Origin of the sequence: Streptomyces sp. FXJ1.172 (assembly GCF_001636945.3) — a bacterium.
Taxonomy (GTDB): Bacteria; Actinomycetota; Actinomycetes; order Streptomycetales; family Streptomycetaceae; genus Streptomyces.
Genome location: NZ_CP119134.1, coordinates 280151 through 296237 on the forward strand (window position 1 = coordinate 280151; position 16087 = coordinate 296237).

The 16087-nt window shown below is 69.0% G+C and carries 14 protein-coding genes; 4 read left to right on the top strand and 10 right to left on the bottom strand.

All coding sequences use genetic code 11. The features are described 5' to 3' along the window. A complete protein-coding gene (locus A6P39_RS43070) occupies positions 1 to 3075 on the top strand; it encodes a hypothetical protein (protein ID WP_275884394.1) in 3075 nt (1024 codons plus the stop codon). Between the two features lie 74 nt (positions 3076 to 3149). On the opposite strand, the gene A6P39_RS43075 is transcribed toward A6P39_RS43070, so the two are convergent. Then, the gene (locus tag A6P39_RS43075) at positions 3150 to 4874 is read right to left on the bottom strand and encodes a dolichyl-phosphate-mannose--protein mannosyltransferase (protein ID WP_375991225.1); all 1725 of its coding nucleotides are present in this window, start codon (positions 4872 to 4874) and stop codon (positions 3150 to 3152) included. Between the two features lie 111 nt (positions 4875 to 4985). Then, positions 4986 to 6431, bottom strand: coding sequence for a pyridoxal phosphate-dependent decarboxylase family protein (locus A6P39_RS43080; RefSeq protein WP_275884001.1), 1446 nt, complete (start codon positions 6429 to 6431; stop codon positions 4986 to 4988). A gap of 100 nt (positions 6432 to 6531) precedes the next feature. On the opposite strand from A6P39_RS43080, the gene A6P39_RS43085 reads away from it, so the two are divergent. After that, a complete protein-coding gene (locus A6P39_RS43085; RefSeq protein ID WP_331454215.1) occupies positions 6532 to 7086 on the top strand; it encodes an Lrp/AsnC family transcriptional regulator in 555 nt (184 codons plus the stop codon). A gap of 166 nt (positions 7087 to 7252) precedes the next feature. Here A6P39_RS43085 and A6P39_RS43090 read toward each other — a convergent pair whose 3' ends face one another. Both A6P39_RS43090 and A6P39_RS43095 read right to left on the bottom strand, forming a co-directional pair. Next, positions 7253 to 7813, bottom strand: coding sequence for an isochorismatase family cysteine hydrolase (locus A6P39_RS43090; RefSeq protein ID WP_275884002.1), 561 nt, complete (start codon positions 7811 to 7813; stop codon positions 7253 to 7255). A 44-nt stretch (positions 7814 to 7857) separates the two neighbouring features. Next, on the bottom strand, positions 7858 to 8316 hold the full coding sequence (locus A6P39_RS43095) for a MarR family winged helix-turn-helix transcriptional regulator (RefSeq protein WP_275884003.1): 459 nt from the start codon (positions 8314 to 8316) through the stop codon (positions 7858 to 7860). Between the two features lie 523 nt (positions 8317 to 8839). Here A6P39_RS43095 and A6P39_RS43100 point away from each other — a divergent pair. Together A6P39_RS43100 and A6P39_RS43105 are read left to right on the top strand one after the other, a co-directional pair. Beyond that, positions 8840 to 10303, top strand: a complete 1464-nt coding sequence (locus tag A6P39_RS43100) for a catalase (RefSeq protein WP_275884004.1) — start codon at positions 8840 to 8842, stop codon at positions 10301 to 10303. 24 nt (positions 10304 to 10327) lie between these two features. Continuing rightward, a complete protein-coding gene (locus A6P39_RS43105) occupies positions 10328 to 10714 on the top strand; it encodes an ankyrin repeat domain-containing protein (protein WP_275884005.1) in 387 nt (128 codons plus the stop codon). Between the two features lie 85 nt (positions 10715 to 10799). On the opposite strand, the gene A6P39_RS43110 is transcribed toward A6P39_RS43105, so the two are convergent. From A6P39_RS43110 to A6P39_RS43135, 6 genes are all read right to left on the bottom strand, one after another. Next, positions 10800 to 11141 (bottom strand): chorismate mutase, encoded by a 342-nt coding sequence (locus tag A6P39_RS43110; RefSeq protein ID WP_275884006.1) that lies wholly within the window; start codon positions 11139 to 11141, stop codon positions 10800 to 10802. Then, positions 11138 to 11506, bottom strand: coding sequence for a cupin domain-containing protein (locus tag A6P39_RS43115; RefSeq protein WP_275884007.1), 369 nt, complete (start codon positions 11504 to 11506; stop codon positions 11138 to 11140). The genes A6P39_RS43110 and A6P39_RS43115 overlap by 4 nt, the downstream gene beginning before the upstream one ends. Before the next feature lie 76 nt (positions 11507 to 11582). Next, positions 11583 to 12254: a flavodoxin family protein gene (locus A6P39_RS43120; RefSeq protein ID WP_275884008.1), complete on the bottom strand. Its 672-nt coding sequence runs from the start codon at positions 12252 to 12254 to the stop codon at positions 11583 to 11585. 51 nt (positions 12255 to 12305) lie between these two features. Further along, on the bottom strand, positions 12306 to 12917 hold the full coding sequence (locus tag A6P39_RS43125; protein WP_275884009.1) for an anthranilate synthase component II: 612 nt from the start codon (positions 12915 to 12917) through the stop codon (positions 12306 to 12308). Beyond that, positions 12914 to 14458: an anthranilate synthase component I family protein gene (locus A6P39_RS43130; RefSeq protein WP_443053094.1), complete on the bottom strand. Its 1545-nt coding sequence runs from the start codon at positions 14456 to 14458 to the stop codon at positions 12914 to 12916. Before A6P39_RS43130 ends, A6P39_RS43125 begins: the two co-directional genes overlap by 4 nt. A gap of 800 nt (positions 14459 to 15258) precedes the next feature. Further along, positions 15259 to 16035 carry a GNAT family N-acetyltransferase gene (locus tag A6P39_RS43135; protein ID WP_275884011.1) on the bottom strand — a complete coding sequence of 259 codons (777 nt, stop codon included), beginning with the start codon at positions 16033 to 16035 and terminating at the stop codon, positions 15259 to 15261. Positions 16036 to 16087 lie beyond the last annotated feature (52 nt).

The window sequence follows — 16087 nt, forward strand, 5'->3', positions numbered from 1 at the left end:
GTGGACATCAACGGGGCCATCGTGGACTGGCTGGTCAGAGTCATGCAGGAGATGGGTGACCCTTCGTCGCTGCACGATCACGGACGCGAGCTTTCCGCCCACGCGGGCCAGTTGCGTGCTCTTCGGTCGACGGTGGAGGAGACGGCCGGGAACGTGGTCTGGCAGGGTCCCGACGCAGACGCGTACCGACAGGCACTCAACGACCAATTGCATCTCCTGACACATACCGCCAATGCGCTGGAGGCGACAGGACAGCAGGCTCAGGAACATTCGCAGAAGGCCTGGATCATTGTCAAAGAGGTTATGGGGGTCATCCTCGAGATCCTGGAGATACTGGCTGTCGGCATGCTGCTGAGCTGGCTGGGAGGCCTGGCGCTGGACTGGGTGCTGGCACGGGTCCTGCCCCTCATGGAGCGCATACTGGAAGCCCTGGCAAAGTTCCGTACGTATCTCGCCGATTTCACTAAGTTCCTGCGTTCTGTGGGAAGTTCTTTCGGCCCGACGGGCGCACGCATCGGCGAAGGCTTGGGCAAACTCACCGAAAGTCTCGTCATCGACACCCTGCCGGGCCAGGCACGCGCCTACCCGGGCTTCTACGTGGCGGTGGCCGTGCCCAAACTCTTGAGCGGCAGGCCGGTGGACTGGAAGGGAAACGCCTGGCAGCTCGGCCTGTTCTTCGGCTTTGACACGGCCCTCGGGCTGGCCGAAGGCGCACTGAAAGATTCGGCACTCGGCGCCGGCATGAAACACCTCATCAAAGGGAGTAGGCCCCTCGACGACGCCGCGGTGGCCGAGCGGGAGACCGTGAGCGCAGCGAAGGATGCGCTGGAGGAACCCATCCCGACCGCCGGTCCGGCACAGTCGTCGGGGCTTGCCGAGACTCCAGCGGCGGCTTCGGACGGCGGCGGCAGTCCAGTGACCGGGACCGCTCTCCATGAAGAGAGCGCCGTCGACGCACAACCGCACCTGTACGACTTGCCCGAGCCGCAGCCGTCGACATCACAGGTCATCGACGCGGTCCATGTGCCGACTTCGCCGGCGCAGACGCCCGAAACCGTCATGCCGACGCCTGCGCCCGAAGTGACGGCCGTCAGCTCTCCCGCGCCGTCGATCACTCGGTCCGTCGACGCCAGTGCGCCGAAGGAGAACGTACAGCGGCTCGAAGCCCCGTCCGGCACGCCGCCCGGGAGCCGGAGCACGACGCCGCGACCCGAGCAGGAACAGACGGCAGTGGACGTGGCGCCGCCGCCGGCCGGGTCAGCTCGCGAGACCAGGACGCCAACCGTGCCCGATGCGCAGGACGCCGGAGCCGTGATGCCTGCCCGTGTGCAGGATTCCGTCGCACCCCGCGGGACCGAGGGGCGGATGCCCTCTGAGAGTGAGGGCTCCGCAACGAGTACGACGTCTCCGTCCGCCGCGGAACGCGGCACCACCGACGTCAGGTCCCCAACCGGCGCGACCAGGGCAGACTCGCCCCCTCCCGAGGGCATGTCACGGTCGCGGATTTCGGAGAGCGGGCCGGGGACACAGAATGGCGCCCGTCTCACGACCGAGTCCCGGACCGAGCCGCCAGGTGCTTCTCGCGCTCAACCGGAGGCCGTCCGGGCCGAGTCGGCACCACGTCCCACTGAACAGCACGGGGTTTCGCACGGCGGCGACGCGGACACAGCCGACATCAGGCCCGGCCGGATGAACATATCGACTGTCTCCGACACCTCTGCAGCAATGAGGCCTCCGTCCGGAAGAACGGCCGAAACCGGTGCAGGCACTGGGCGGGACCTGGAGGCTCCGTCCACCGTGGGCGTGGAACGTGGTGCGGCAGGCACGTCGGCGGAGGGTGGCGGTGCGGTCAGGGCCGTGAACGAGGCGAGACTTGAGCGTGGCGATGACGGTCGGTTTGAGGGTCGGCCCGTTGCGGAGAGTGCTGCTCCCGAGGAGTCGCGGGCGTCTGCCGGTGATGCCCCGGTATCCCCGGAAGGCAAGTCGGTGCCTCCGGGGGGCCGGTCAGCCGTTGAACGTCCCACGGAGACCGGCCCCCGGCCCGAGAGGGAGGTTCCGTCTTCGGTGGGCGTTGAACGTGGTGCGGCAGGCACGTCGGCGGAGGGTGGCGGTGCGGTCAGGGCCGTGAACGAGGCGAGACTTGAGCGTGGCGATGACGGTCGGTTTGAGGGTCGGCCCGTTGCGGAGAGTGCTGCTCCTGAGGAGTCGCGGGCGTCCGCCGGTGATGCCCCGGTAACCCCGGAAAGCGAGCCGGTGCCTCCGGGTGGCCGGTCGGCCGTCGAACACCCCACGGAGACCAGCTCCCGGCCCGAGACCGAGCCCCGCCCTGTTGAAACTGAAACTCCGGCGGACAGTACGGGTGGCCGCGTGACCAGCACGGCGCAGGAGGTCGAGGCGATTCTCAATCCGGGGCAGGCAGCCGGCATTCCGAGGACGGGCAGTCCTTACGAGCCTCCCCTGCCGTCCGCCGCGCCACACCCGCCCGTTGAACCCCAGGGCGGCGCAGCTGCCCCACGGCCCAGCACCCCGCGGCCAGTCGACCCTGTCGACACGGAGAGCCTCGCTGCGACATCACCGAAGCCGAACGATGCCCTGCCCGGACAGACAGAGCCCCTGGGGCCTGAGGGCGGGCCGGAAACGCGGCCCTCGACTCCGGCTTCCACCGGGTCGGGATCCACGGTCACCTGGAGCACTTACAAAGGCCAGAAGTTCGGTGAGGCCATGGTTTCCGGATTCGATGAAGGACTCAAGACCACCTTTGGCAACTTCATGACCAACGGCGTGGTCCAAAAAGTCACTGGGGTACGCCTCACCGCAGGAGAGTGGGCCTTCGAACTCCTCGGAGGGGCACTCGCCATCACGCGACACGGCATCTACAAATGGAGTTCGGTGGGGGAGAAATGGGCCTACCGCAACCAGCCGGAAGGCGGTCTGGTCATCAACCGGTGGCTGGCCGAGATACCGATTTCGTGGTCCTACTACGCCATGTACCTGACGGCGAAGGACGCAGTGAAGAACGGGATATTCGACAACTCTGCCTACACGGAGCTGTATCCCGCCCCTGACACCCCGTAGGCCATTGCGTGCGTCACCAAGCCCTTCCAGGTCCGGCGAGTGGTGAACCAGGAGGGGAATCCAAGTCGTTGGGCTCAGATCCAGGTGTCGAGCCACATTCTGGCGTGCCAGTCGGCGTACGGGATCGTCTGTGCGGTGTAGAGCGGGAAGAAGTAGATGAAGTTCCAGGTGATGAGCACAACGAGCAGGCCCGCGGCCACCGCACCCACCGTGCGGCGTGTGCGGGCCGCGCCCGGCCGACCCACCAGGGCGCCCAGCAGCATCGTCACTGCCAGGCACAGGTACGGTACGAAGACGACCGCGTAGAAGGAGAAGATCGTGCGGTCCTGGTACAGGAACCAGGGCAGATAACCGGCACCCACCGCACACAGGATGGCGCCGGCGCGCCAGTCGCGGCGCAGCGCCCATCGGTAGAGCAGGTACACGAGGGCGCAGCACGCCGACCACCACAGAAGCGGTGTACCGAGGGCGAGAACCGTCTGCGAGCAGCCGGCCGCGGTGTGGCAGCCGTCCTCTCCCGGCTTCGGCGACTGGTACTGGAACAGCACGGGGCGACCCAGGACGAGCCAGCTCCAGGGGTTGGACTCGTACGGGTGGGGAGTGTGCAGGCCGACGTTGAACTGGTAGACCCCGTACTCGTAGTGCCACAGGCTGCGCAGCGGAGCGGGAACCCAGGACCAGGTGCCGCCGCGGCCGTCGGCCCAGTGGCGCCCGTAGCCGTTCTCGGACAGGAACCAGCCGGTCCATGTCGTCAGATAGGTCACCGCGGCGACCGGAACCAGGGAGAGGACCGACCAGCCCAGGTCCTTGCGCAGCACCGCCCGGTACGGGCGGCGAGCCCCGGTGACGCGGCGGGCACCGACGTCCCACAGCAGGGTCATCATCACGAAGAAGGCAAGGACGTACAGGCCGCTCCACTTGGTGGAGGCCGCCAGTCCCAGGAAAAGGCCGGCCGCGAGCCGCCAGGGACGCAACCCGGTCCCTGCATGGTCGCCGGTGCCGGCATCCGGGCGCACACGGCCGTCCGGCGCGACCGGCAGGGCCGAAGCGAGCCGGGCTCGTGCGTGGTCCCGGTCGAGCAGCAGACATCCGAACGCGGCCAGGACCAAGAACATCACGACGAGGTCCAGCAGCGCGGTACGGCTCATCACCACGTGCAGACCGTCCACCGCCAGCAGCGCGCCGGCCAGGCAGCCCAGCAGTGTCGAACGGAACAGGCGGCGTCCTATTCGGCACAGCATGAGCACCGACAGGGTGCCCAGGAGCGCCGTCATGAAGCGCCAGCCGAACGGGGTGAGGCCGAACACCTGCTCGCCGAGGGCGATCACCCACTTGCCGGTCGGCGGATGCGCGACGAAGGCCCCGGTGTCGGACAGCGGGATCACCTGGGGGTGGGCGAGGATCCGCGGGTCGGAGATCTTGCGGTCCGGCCAGGTGCCCTCGTAGCCGAGGTGCAGCATCGACCAGGCGTCCTTGGCGTAGTAGGTCTCGTCGAAGACGACGTCCCGTGGCCGGCCGAGGTGCCGGAAGCGGATCGTTCCGGCCAGGACGGCTACGAGCATCGGCCCCAGCCAGGCCACCGCCCCCGCGACGCGGTACGCCCGTGCCGGATCGACACGTGTGAGTTCCCGCAGACGGGCCGACGGCTTCGGAAAGGGCAGAACAAGACGCTCACGGACATCGGTTCCCGGGCGTGCCACGTATCCGAACCGGCGAAGTCGTTCCTGCCATGCGTCGGGTGCGGTTGCCACACGGGTGCCGTCGAGGACGGGGGAACGAAACACGTTGCTACTCGCCACCGGACAACCTTAGACCGGATCCCAAAGGGTCAGGCGGACGCGTCATTTGTGGCAGCACAGCGAGACGGCCAGGCCGTGAGATGCCAGGACATGGACGTGATCCTCCCCGCGTCAGCGTGCCAGGGCCAGGCCCAGCTCGTCGGCGACCTCCAGGACCGTCTTCACGACGTCCGGGGTGGTGCGGAAATTCACGAAGCACGTGCGCAGGCAGGTGCGGCCGTCGACGACGGCCGGCGCGAGGAAGACACGGCCGTCGGCCTGCATGGCGCGGGCCAGGCGTTCGTTGTGGGAGTCGAGTTCGGCGTCGGTCATCGAGGGCACGACGTGCCGGAAGCAGACGGTCGAGAGCATCGGCTCGTGCAGCAGCTCGAAGGAGGCGTGGGCGCGGACCTCGTCGGCGAGCAGCGCCGCGTTGGCGAGCGTCGACTCGATCCAGGAGCGGAACTGGCCGGCGCCGTGCACCCGCAGGGGCAGCCACAGACGCAGGGACCGGAACGGCCGCGAGTACTCGAAGGTGTGGTCCACCGGGTTGCCGGTGTCCTCCTCGTGGAGCATGTAGTGCTCCTCGTGGCCGAACGCCGCCCGCAGCGGACCGCGCCGCCGCAACAGGACCACGCTGCAGCTCTTCTGCACGCCGAGCCACTTGTGCGCGTCGACGGTGACGGAGTCGGCCCGCTCGAGCCCGGTGAACAGGTGCGCGGCCGTCCGGGTGGCGGCGGCGGGCACTCCGTACGCGCCGTCGACGTGCAGCCACACCCCCTCGCGCTCGCACACGTCGGCGATCGCGGCGATCGGGTCGACCGCACCGGTCAGCGTGGTACCGGCGGTGGCGACGACGGCCACCGGCGTGAAGCCCTGCGCCCGGTCGCGCACCAGGGCCTCCCGCAGCGCGTCCGCCCGCATCCGGCGCCGCGCGTCGGTCGGGATCCGGCGCAGCGACCGACGCCCCAGCCCCGCCGCCTCCACGGCCCGTACGACGGAGTGGTGCGCCTCGTCCGAGCAGTAGACGGTGCCCCGCCGACCGGCCATCCCCTCCTCCCGGGCGCCCGGCAGCGCCTGCTCCCGCGCCGCGAGCAGGGCGGTGAAGTTGGAGGTCTGGCCGCCGCTGGTGAAGTGTCCCTCCGCCACCGGATAGCCGACGAACTCGGCCACCCAGCGCACGGCCTGCTCGTCGAGCAGATCGGCGGCCCCGGCGGCGGTCGCCAGGTTCGCGTCGTAGGCGGCGGACAGTGCCGAGGCCAGCACGCCCGTTTCCAGACCGGTGGAACCGACGTAGGCGAGGAACAGCGGTCGCGACGGCGACACGCTGGCCTCCAGGATGTTCACCGCGTCGTCGAGCGCGGCGCGGGTGGCGCCCGGCGACTCCGGCAGCGCGCCGCGGAGCCTGGCCACCAGGTCAGCGTCGGCCCTCGGCTCACTCGGCCGGGGCCGGTCGAACGACTCCCACGCCGCCGCCAGGTAGCGGCGGAGGTCATCGAGGACGTCCACCCGTTCGGCCAGCGCCGACGGCGAGCCGCCGAGCGGCGTGGAAAGCAGGAGTTCTGGTGCGTCAGCCATGTCGACAGCCTGCGAAGCACACGTGTGTCAAAGCAACAGAACACCTGACCGCAGAGCAGAATGATATGTGTACGTGGCACGGAGGAGCAGAATGGTAAGTATGGATGTTCTCGACGCCCGGATCCTGCTCGCGATCGACGACGATCCCGAGGCCACCAGCCTCGCCCTGGCCAAGCGTCTGGGGATCGCCCGCAACACACTCCACGCGCGGCTCCAGCGGCTGCGGGCGGACGGCGTCGTGCGCGAGTTCTCGCGCCGCGTGGACCCCGCCGCTCTCGGGCACGGCCTCGTCGCCTTCGTCTCCGTCACCCTGAGCCAGACCTCCGGACGCCTGACCACCGCCGCGCTCGCGCAGTGCCCCGAGGTCGTCGAGATGCACTCCACGACGGGTGAGGCCGACCTGCTGCTGAAGGTCGTCGCCAAGGACAGCGCGGACCTGCACCGCATCTCCGGAGAGTTCATCGCCGTACCCGGTGTCGTACGCACCAGTACGGTGATCTCACTGCGCGAGGAACTGCCGCCGCGCACCCGCGCGCTGCTCGAGCAAGCCGCCGCGCAGCGGCCCCCGCAGACCGTTCGGCCGAGGCGGAACGGTTCTGGGGCCGCACGCTCGACGGGGTCGCCTGCGGCCGTGTGCGCGGAAACCCCTGCGTGAGTGGTACACGAACTCCACCGACACATCGTTGTGGTCCTTCGACAGGTGGCCCACCCCGCCCGGATCGTCCCCGACCGCGTTGTCGACAATGTGCGGGCATACCACGTCTCCATACGTGTGCCGGCGTGCCCCTCACTCCTGATACGTCCGCAAGCGGTCGCGGGCCTCAGCTCGCGACGGCGAGAGCGGACAGGACCTCCCTGGTGGTGCCCGTCTCGGCGATGCGCGGATAGATCCTGGCGATGGTGTGGTCGTGGGCGGCGCCGTCGGTGTCGGTCACGGCGTCGACCGCGACCGTGACGTGGTAGCCCTGCTCGTGCGCGTCACGGGCGGTGGACTCCACGCCGCTGCTGGTGGCAATGCCAGTGACGACGACCTGGGTCACGCCCCGCTCGCGCAGCCACTCGTCCAGGCCGGTCCGGGTGAAGGCACTGCGCGAGTACTTGGTCACGAGGTGATCGCCGTCGCCGGCGTTCAGCTCGGCGACCAGCTCGGTCCACCCGGCGGCCGGGGTGGGGAAGCTCGCGCCTAGGTCATTGCGTCCGGCGGGGCCGCCGGCGACGTTCACGAGGACGACGGGCAGGCGGCGGCGCCGGAACGCCGCGAGCAGTTCGGCGTTCCGGGCGAGCACGTCGGCGGCCGGGTGCGCGAGGGGCAGGCCGATGATGCCCTTCTGGAGGTCGACGACGATCAGTGCGGTCTTGCGGTCTACGGCGGTGACAGACATGTCTCTCCTTGGTGCGGAGCGCGGCCCGTGAGCCGCGCGGGGGGTCAGGGGTACTGGGACAGGCGGCGCAGCGACGGCACGCTCGCGGCGAGGAGGTCGACCTCCTCGGGCGTGAGGCTGTTCAGGATCGCCCGCGTGAGCCAGTCGTCCTTGGCGAGCTGTCCGGTGCGGAAGTGGTCCCGGGCGGTCTCGGTGAGCGTGAGCAGAGTGCGGCGGCCGTCGGAGGGATCGGCCGCTCCGATCAGCAGTCCCGCTTCCACCAGCGCCTGGACGATCTTCGCCATCGACTGCGGACGCATCCCCTCGGCCCTGGCCAGCTCGGTCGCGGTGGCAGACCCGTCGCGTTGCAGCCGCAGCAGCACGGCCTCCTGCGATTTGGTGAGGTCGCCGACCGTGCTCTGCTCCCGCAGCCTGCGCACGAGCTGACCGAGCACGATCCGCAGATTCGTCGCGAGCAGTGCGGGATTTTCGTGCCGTTCGGCCGGCACCGGCCTCTGACTCATGGCTAGTATGTAACACGTATGAAGAGAACTGTCCAGTTGGCTGAATACCTTGGGGGCAATCAGCACACGTAAGCCGGGCCTCCGGAAACACACGCCCATGTGACCACGAGGTCGGTTCAGGGCGCGCGTTCCGATCGGCGATGTCGACACACCGATCGGTATCCGCGCGGAGATCGCCGAGACACACGCGGCGGTGATCACGCCGACCGCCGTCACGGCGTGGAGCAGCGTCGGGGAAGTCACGGAACACACCCGCTGAGCGCCGTAGACCTGCTCCGGCTCAACCATGACGTCCCGCCGCCGGACCGGCCGGCGGGTGAACACGGCCCCGATGCCGCACAGTTCGGTCTCCGCGTCGCCGGCTGCCCGGGTACATATGTGTTTTTAGTGCGCACGCCGACATAGATATGTTCCAATGGCATGCGTGCCGCCGCAAGCCTCAGGGCAGCTTGCACGGACACTCGGCCGCCAGGATCGCCATGCCTTGAACACCTGCGAAGAAGCACTCAGCGAGGAGCGAGCTGTGCCCGAGAACCACCAGAAACCGTTGACAACGGCTGCCGGCGCACCGGTTCCCGACAACCAGAACTCCCTGACGGCCGGTCCGCGCGGCCCGATGCTCCTGCAGGACGTGTGGTTCTTGGAGAAGCTCGCCCACTTCGACCGCGAGGTCATCCCGGAGCGCCGGATGCACGCCAAGGGCTCGGGGGCGTTCGGGACCTTCACGGTGACCCACGACATCACGCGGTACACGAGCGCGAAGATCTTCTCCGAAGTCGGCAAGCGAACCGCGATGTTCGCCCGCTTCTCCACCGTCGCGGGTGAGCGCGGCGCGGCCGACGCCGAGCGCGACATCCGCGGCTTCGCCCTGAAGTTCTACACGGACGAGGGCAACTGGGACCTGGTCGGGAACAACACCCCGGTGTTCTTCTTCCGCGACCCGCTGAAGTTTCCCGACCTCAACCACGCGGTGAAGCGCGACCCGCGCACCAACCTCCGCGACCCCGAGAACAACTGGGACTTCTGGACCAACCTCCCCGAAGCCCTGCACCAGGTCACCATCGTGATGTCCGACCGCGGCATCCCCGCCTCGTACCGGCACATGCACGGCTTCGGCTCCCACACCTACAGCCTGGTCAACGCCGAGGGCGAACGGTTCTGGGTCAAGTTCCACCACCGCACCCAGCAGGGCGTCAGGAACCTCACCGACGCCGAGGCCCGCGACCTCATCGGCAAGGACCGCGAGTCGCACCAGCGCGACCTCTTCGAGGCCATCGAGAACGGCGACTTCCCGAAGTGGAAGCTGTGCATCCAGGTCATGCCGGAGGCGGACGCGGAGAACTACCGCTTCCACCCCTTCGACCTGACCAAGGTCTGGTCGAAGAAGGATTATCCGCTGATCGAGGTCGGCGAATGGGAACTCCACCGCAACCCCGACAACTACTTCGCGGACGTCGAGCAGGCCGCCTTCACCCCGGCGAACGTGGTTCCGGGCATCGGCTTCTCCCCCGACAGGATGCTGCAGGGCCGCCTCTTCTCTTACGGCGACGCCCAGCGCTACCGCCTCGGCGTGAACCACCACCAGATCCCCGTCAACGCCCCGACGAATCCGGTGAACTCCTACCACCGCGACGGTGGCATGCGCGTCGACGTCAACCAGGGAGCCACCCCCGGCATCGAGCCCAACTCCTACGGACGCTGGCGGGATCAGCCCGCCTTCCGCGAGCCGAGCCAGGCCGTGGGTGCCGTCGCCGACCGGTTCGACTTCCGCGCCGAGGACGACAACTACTTCGAGCAGCCCGGCGACCTGTTCCGCCTGATGAGCCCCGAGCAGCAGCAGGCTCTCTTCGAGAACACGGCACGCGCGATCAACGGCGCGTCCCAGCGGACCGTCGAACGGCACATTGCCAACTGCACCCAGGCCGACCCGGCCTACGGCGAAGGCGTCCGCAAGGCGATCGAGTCCCTGGCCGCCGGGGATCTGTGATCGCACGATCAGGAGAAGGTACACATGACCAGCGGTGGACTGACTCCTGAGCAGACGCGACGGGTCCTGGCCATCGCCATGGACCTGGCCCGGGAGGGCGACACCGGACAGTTGGTGGCCTTCGTGGAGCATGGGCTCCCGGTGGACGCGAGCGACGCGGCCGGCAACACCCTTGTGATGCTCGCCGCTTATCACGGCCACGCCGGCACCGTGCAGGCCCTGATCGGGCTCGGCGCCGACCCGGATCTGCGCAACGCCCGGGACCAGAGCCCCCTGGCCGGTGCCCTGTTCAAGGGTGCGGACGACGTGGTGCTGGTCCTGCGGCGGGCCGGCGCCGATCCGGACTCCGGTACGCCGACCGCACGGACCGCCGCGGCCATGTTCGGCCGCGGCCATCTGCTCGCGGACTGAACCGCACACGTGTCGGCCGCACCGGTGCGCCGGGGCCGGGACGTACCCGCATGCTCGGCGGACACGTCCCGGCTGACCGGGAGACTCAGCAGGGCTGTCCGGTCCGGGCGGCGATCTCGCGGCGTTCGGTAAGCCGGTCCAGCTGCATCCGGGTCAGCTCCGCGATCAGTGTGCGGTACACCGCTTCCGCGATGGCCGGGGGCATGTCCTCCTCCTCGGCGATGCCGCGGATCTTCGCGATCACCTGCTCCACCCGGCCGGGCGAGCGGACGGTCTCCTCGTCCTGCTTGAACTCCGTCAGCTCGCGTACGACACGGGTGCGTTCGGCGACCAGGGCGACGATCCTCCGGTCCAAGCGGTCGATTACCTGCCGTCGCTTCTCTATCTCCTGGGCGCGTTCGTCCGGGGACATGACGTGGTCAGTCATGACCCGGGGGTGTGGTCGATGACGTAGACGACGGTCTGCTCGCCCTGGGCCCCCTGGGACCGGTGGCGCCGGTGACCGGGAATGACGAAGCCCATGCCGGGTCGGCAGGCGACCGACTCGTCGTCGAAATGTATGGTGAATTCGCCCTGGAGTACGTATCCCAGGTGGTCGCGTTCGCACCAGGTCTCCTCGTCGAAGCCCGCGGGGAGTTCAAGGAGGCGAACGCGCCGACCGTCGGCGTGGGCGATCTTCACGCGGCCGTCGGCTCCGGGCTTCTCCCACTTCTCCCATGGGATGTTCTCGAAGTCGATTCCCACCAGTTCGGGCTGGCGGGTGGGCGTGGTGTTCGGGGACTCGGTCGTCATGAGCAGTGGTCTCCTTTGCGTCGTGCCCAGCGCGTTCGTACGCGTGGGCTGAAATGAGCCGGTGTCCTGGGGGCGGTTATGGGGTGGGGGCCATGCGGGGGCGGCGCTGGGCCCGTTCGTTGACATCGTCGGGGGGCAGGACCGGCCCGGGGCCGGCGTCTTCGTGCCGCTTGAGCAGTTCCACCATGTCGATCATTCGGCTGATCATGCGTTCCATCGCGTCCAGCCCCTCGGTGTCGGTCAGGCCGGGTTGGTCCGAGGCGTTGCGCAGCAGCACGGGGAACCCGCTGCCCACCAGAATCATGCGGTTGAGCAGGATGTTGTCCACCAACTGGCTGTGGACGGCGGTGTCGCTGTAGCGGCGCCCGATCACGATGACCCCGCCCACCTTGTTGGCGAGTGGCCGCTCGAACCGCAGGTGGCCGACCCCGGCGCGTTCGATGAAGATCTGCATGGGGTGTGCCATGCCGAAGCCGTGCACGGGTACGGCGTAGATGATGCCGTCCGCGGCTTTCATCTGTTCGACGATCGCGGGTACGTCATCCTGGATCGTGCAGGGAGTCGGCCGGCTGTTGCAGTCGCCGCACGGGCCGCACGGGGTGATCAGGTGGTCCCGTAAGGCGATGACGCGGAATTCGGCGTCGCGTGCGTGTACGAGTTCGCCGGCTCGTTCGAGGGCGAGTCGGGTGTTTCCGGCGGGGCGTTCGGATCCGGAGATTCCGAGGATGACAGGTCGGTGCGGGGCCATGGGCTCCCTCCAGTGCGAGTCGGCTGTTCCAAAGGTCGGGCCGGCTCCGGCTCACCGCCGCACCGGGGTGCGGACGGCGGACAGGAAATTGCCGAAGAGCCTGAGTCCGTCGTGAGTGGTCACGCTCTCCGGGTGGAACTGGACGCCCTCCACCGCCAGCGTGCGGTGTCGCAGCCCCATGACGTGCCGGTCGTCCAGGGAAGTGGCGGTGACTTTGAGATCGCCGGGCAGCGGATCGGTGACGACGAGGGAGTGGTAGCGGGTGACCACCAGCTCCGGTGCGGCACCCTCGAACACCCCTTGTCCGTCGTGGAGGACGGTGCTGGTCTTGCCGTGCATCAGCGTGCGTGCCACGGCGACGCCTCCTCCGTAGGCCAGTCCGATCGCCTGATGCCCCAGGCAGACGCCCAGGACCGGCACCCGGCCGGCGAACGCGTGCACCAGCTCGACGTGTCCGGAGCCGGCCGGGTGCCCCGGGCCGGGACCCAGCACGACCGCGTCGGGCTCGGTGGCCAGCAACTCGGCGGGCGTTCGGGTGTGGGAGCGCACCACTGTGGTCTCGGCACCCAGTGTGAGCAGGTACTGGTCGATGATGTGGCTGAAGCTGTCGTAGGCGTCGACGAGCAGCACGCGTGGCGGCCGGTTCGGTGCGGCGTCGTTCACGGCAGCAGCTCCTGGTCGGTCAGGGCCCAGTACGCCGCGCTCATCTTGGCGAGTGTCTCGCGCCACTCGGCGTGCGGCACCGAGTCGGCGACGACGCCGGCCGACGCCTGCGTGCTGTAGCGCTGCCCGTCGTGGACGGCGGTGCGGATGCACAGGGCGAACACGGCATACCCGCGCGTGTCCACCAGGCCGAGGGCTCCCGCGTAGACGCCCCGCGGCTCGTCCTCGATGTCGTGGATGATCTCCATGGCGCGCACCTTCGGCGCGCCCGTCATGGTACCGGCCGGGAACGTGGCTCGTACCGTGTCCCAGACGTCCACGTCCGGCCGGCACTGCCCCGAGACGGTCGAGACCAGGTGGTGCACGGATGCGAAGGGCTCGGCCTCCATCATCGTCTCGACCATGAGCGTGCCCGGTATGCAGACGCGGCCGATGTCGTTGCGGCACAGGTCGACGAGCATGACGTGCTCCGCCTGCTCCTTCGCGCTCGTGGTCAGCTCCGCCGCGAGCCGGGCATCGGTCGCCGCGTCCGCCGAGCGTGGCGCGGTACCAGCGATCGGACGCATGGTGATCCGGCCCTCCCGGAGCCGGAAGAACAGCTCCGGACTGGCGCCGATGACGGTCCGGCCGGCCCATGGAACCAGGTACATGTACGGGGAGGGGGAACGATGCCGCAGCCGCCGGTACACCTCGTACGGCGTGAGGTCGGACTCGACGTCGATACGGTGGCCGATCTGGATCTGGTAGCTGTCACCCGCCCCGATGTGACACAGGCACCGCTCGACCCGCTCCAGGAAGACGTCTCTGGGTACGGTGTCCCGCACCGACCGGGGCTCGGGGGCGGCGGGCAGCGCGGGCTTTGGACCGCTCGCGAGGACCGCTGCCTCGGCCAGCACCTCGGCCAGCACCTCGGCCGGCGGCCGGTCGGCCGGCACGCCCAGGAGTTCGCCACGCGCCGACAGGTGCTGCACCGTGCCGCCGTCCAGGTCGTACCAGAGGACATCCCGAAAGAGTGTGAGCGTGCAGTGCGGCGGACGGTGTCCGGCCTTCACGGGCGGAAGGTTCTCGATCTCCCAAGCCGCCTCGTAGGCCAGCGTCGTCAGGAACCCGAAGGCGAAGGAGGACGTGGGCACGTCCGTCGCGACGCGGAACACGCCCTGGACCGCGCGCACCACCTCCCATGGGTCCCTCGCCGGCCACACCAGGGTGCCACTTCGCTCCGTGGCGGGCCCCGCGGCCGTGGCCGAGACCGCGCCAGAGATCGCGGCTGCGAGCGGCGGGGGAGCGACGAGTTCGACGCGGTCCGCGTACATCTGCAGTTCCGCCAGGCGCCCCCAGCCGACCACGGTCACCTGCCGGTCGGTGGGCGGCCCGCCCGCACTCTCGAAGAGGTAGACGTCGTCCGGGGCCCGATCACCGGCCAGGGTCTCGTAGACCTGCAGCGCGGGTACGTGCGCAACCTCCCGCGAGATCACCTGGACGTGAATGGGTGAGTGGTCCGCGGCGGTTCCGCTTTCCACTAAAGGCGTCGCGTTCCTCATGGCCGTAGACAGCGCGATCCCTCCTTCAACGATGGTTCTCCGAGAGCGCCGTACAAGGCCGACGCTCGATCCAGACGCAGCCGTGGCTCATGGTCGGGTACGGTCCTCACACCTATGGCCGCTGCAGGCACGGACTCCGTTGTCCAGCGCCTTCCTCCCGTCCAGGCACCTGCGAGGATCACGAGACACACCTGGGCAGGGTTCACCCGGCACACCCGAGCCTGGTCTGATTCGGCCAAGTCGTCGCATGACGTGGATGCGGCGGTTGTGGCGTGGTACTTCGAACACTCAGGCCATCCGCCCGAACGAGGATGCTGGACGGCGGTTACGGTGAGGACCATCCAGCTTCAGGCAAGCGTCCGGATCCTCACCTGACGTGAGCCGGGAGGCCTACGGCCGGGCCCTGCCGGGCAGCACGGGCGCACGAACCGGATGCGGGCGCGGTGCACCGGCAGCCGCCGTCGTTGCGACGGCCGCCTTGTGCCGCAGGCGCTGTCGATGCCGGACTCGGTGAGGGCGGAGCGGCCGTCGCGGTTGCCCGGACGCACGCACGAGGCGGGTGTCGGCGCACAAGGGGCCCGCAGGTTGGCCGAGTAGCGGTAGTTCGTGGAGGAACCGCGGACGCTGCGAGCGAAGGCGGCCACGAGAGTGCCGTCGATGATGAGGATGTGTGAAGAGTGGAGGGGTTCGCCGCTTCGCCGACGAACCCCTCCGTGGGCTCGATGTCTACGCCGTCGAACCGTGGTCAGCAGAACACGCAGGCCTTGCTCCAACCGGAGGGAGCGCCGCCGTGCCGGGCCTTACGCGGTGATAAAGGTCCAGAACTCCTCGGTGCGGAAGCCGGCCTGCTCGAACAGGGGTATCGCTTCGTCGCTGGAGTGCAGGTACGCCGTGCGGGCGCCGGCGGCGTGTGCGTCCCGCAGGATCGTCTCGGTGACGGCCCGGCCGAGACCCTGGCGGCGGTACTCGGAAACGGTCCCGATGTTGGCGAGCGCGACGTATTCGCCGGTGAGGATCGCCAGTCCCGCCGCGGCGGGCACACCGTCCACCTCGGCGACGTAGGCGCGGACGAAGGGCTGACCGAGGACAAGAGGCGTGTAGAGGCTGGTGATGATCGCGGGCGGAGCCCCGAACGCGGCGCCGAGGACTTCGGCGAAGACCTCGTACTCATCGTCACGCAACGGACGTACGGAGGCCGGTCCATGGTCGGGCTCCTGCGCGGTCCGGTCGTCCGTCAGCTGCAGCAGCATGAAGGGCTGCCGCGTGAGCGTGGTGAGCCCGTGGTCGGCGGCGACGGCGACGATCCCCTCATCCGGCTCGCCACGAAGCCGGATGCTCCAGGGAAGTCCCTTGACGTGTGGCTCGGCCGCGTCGCAGAGCAGGGCGATCTCCGCCTTGTCCGCGGTGGGTTCCGCGCTCGTGATCCCATTGAGCGCGGGGATCAGCGAGCCGGTGGTCGCCAGCAGAGCGCCACCGGGACTACGCTTCCGAAACCCGTTCGGGAGCACGCCGGCGAGTTCGTCCACCGCCGACTGAAAGGCGTGGGCGGCCCTGGAAACCTCATTGGGGTCAGTCATACAAATGAGCATACATTGCACACACACGTGTGCTTTGGCCGTTATTGCGACG

Bases quoted from the DNA above. Each gene is read 5' to 3' on its own strand.
- A6P39_RS43080 (WP_275884001.1), bottom strand. From the start codon at position 6,431: ATGGCTGACGCACCAGAACTCCTGCTTTCCACGCCGCTCGGCGGCTCG.
- A6P39_RS43085 (WP_331454215.1), top strand. From the start codon at position 6,532: ATGGATGTTCTCGACGCCCGGATCCTGCTCGCGATCGACGACGATCCC.
- A6P39_RS43090 (WP_275884002.1), bottom strand. From the start codon at position 7,813: ATGTCTGTCACCGCCGTAGACCGCAAGACCGCACTGATCGTCGTCGAC.
- A6P39_RS43095 (WP_275884003.1), bottom strand. From the start codon at position 8,316: ATGAGTCAGAGGCCGGTGCCGGCCGAACGGCACGAAAATCCCGCACTG.
- A6P39_RS43105 (WP_275884005.1), top strand. From the start codon at position 10,328: ATGACCAGCGGTGGACTGACTCCTGAGCAGACGCGACGGGTCCTGGCC.
- A6P39_RS43110 (WP_275884006.1), bottom strand. From the start codon at position 11,141: ATGACTGACCACGTCATGTCCCCGGACGAACGCGCCCAGGAGATAGAG.
- A6P39_RS43115 (WP_275884007.1), bottom strand. From the start codon at position 11,506: ATGACGACCGAGTCCCCGAACACCACGCCCACCCGCCAGCCCGAACTG.
- A6P39_RS43120 (WP_275884008.1), bottom strand. From the start codon at position 12,254: ATGGCCCCGCACCGACCTGTCATCCTCGGAATCTCCGGATCCGAACGC.
- A6P39_RS43130 (WP_443053094.1), bottom strand. From the start codon at position 14,458: ATGAGGAACGCGACGCCTTTAGTGGAAAGCGGAACCGCCGCGGACCAC.
- A6P39_RS43135 (WP_275884011.1), bottom strand. From the start codon at position 16,035: ATGACTGACCCCAATGAGGTTTCCAGGGCCGCCCACGCCTTTCAGTCG.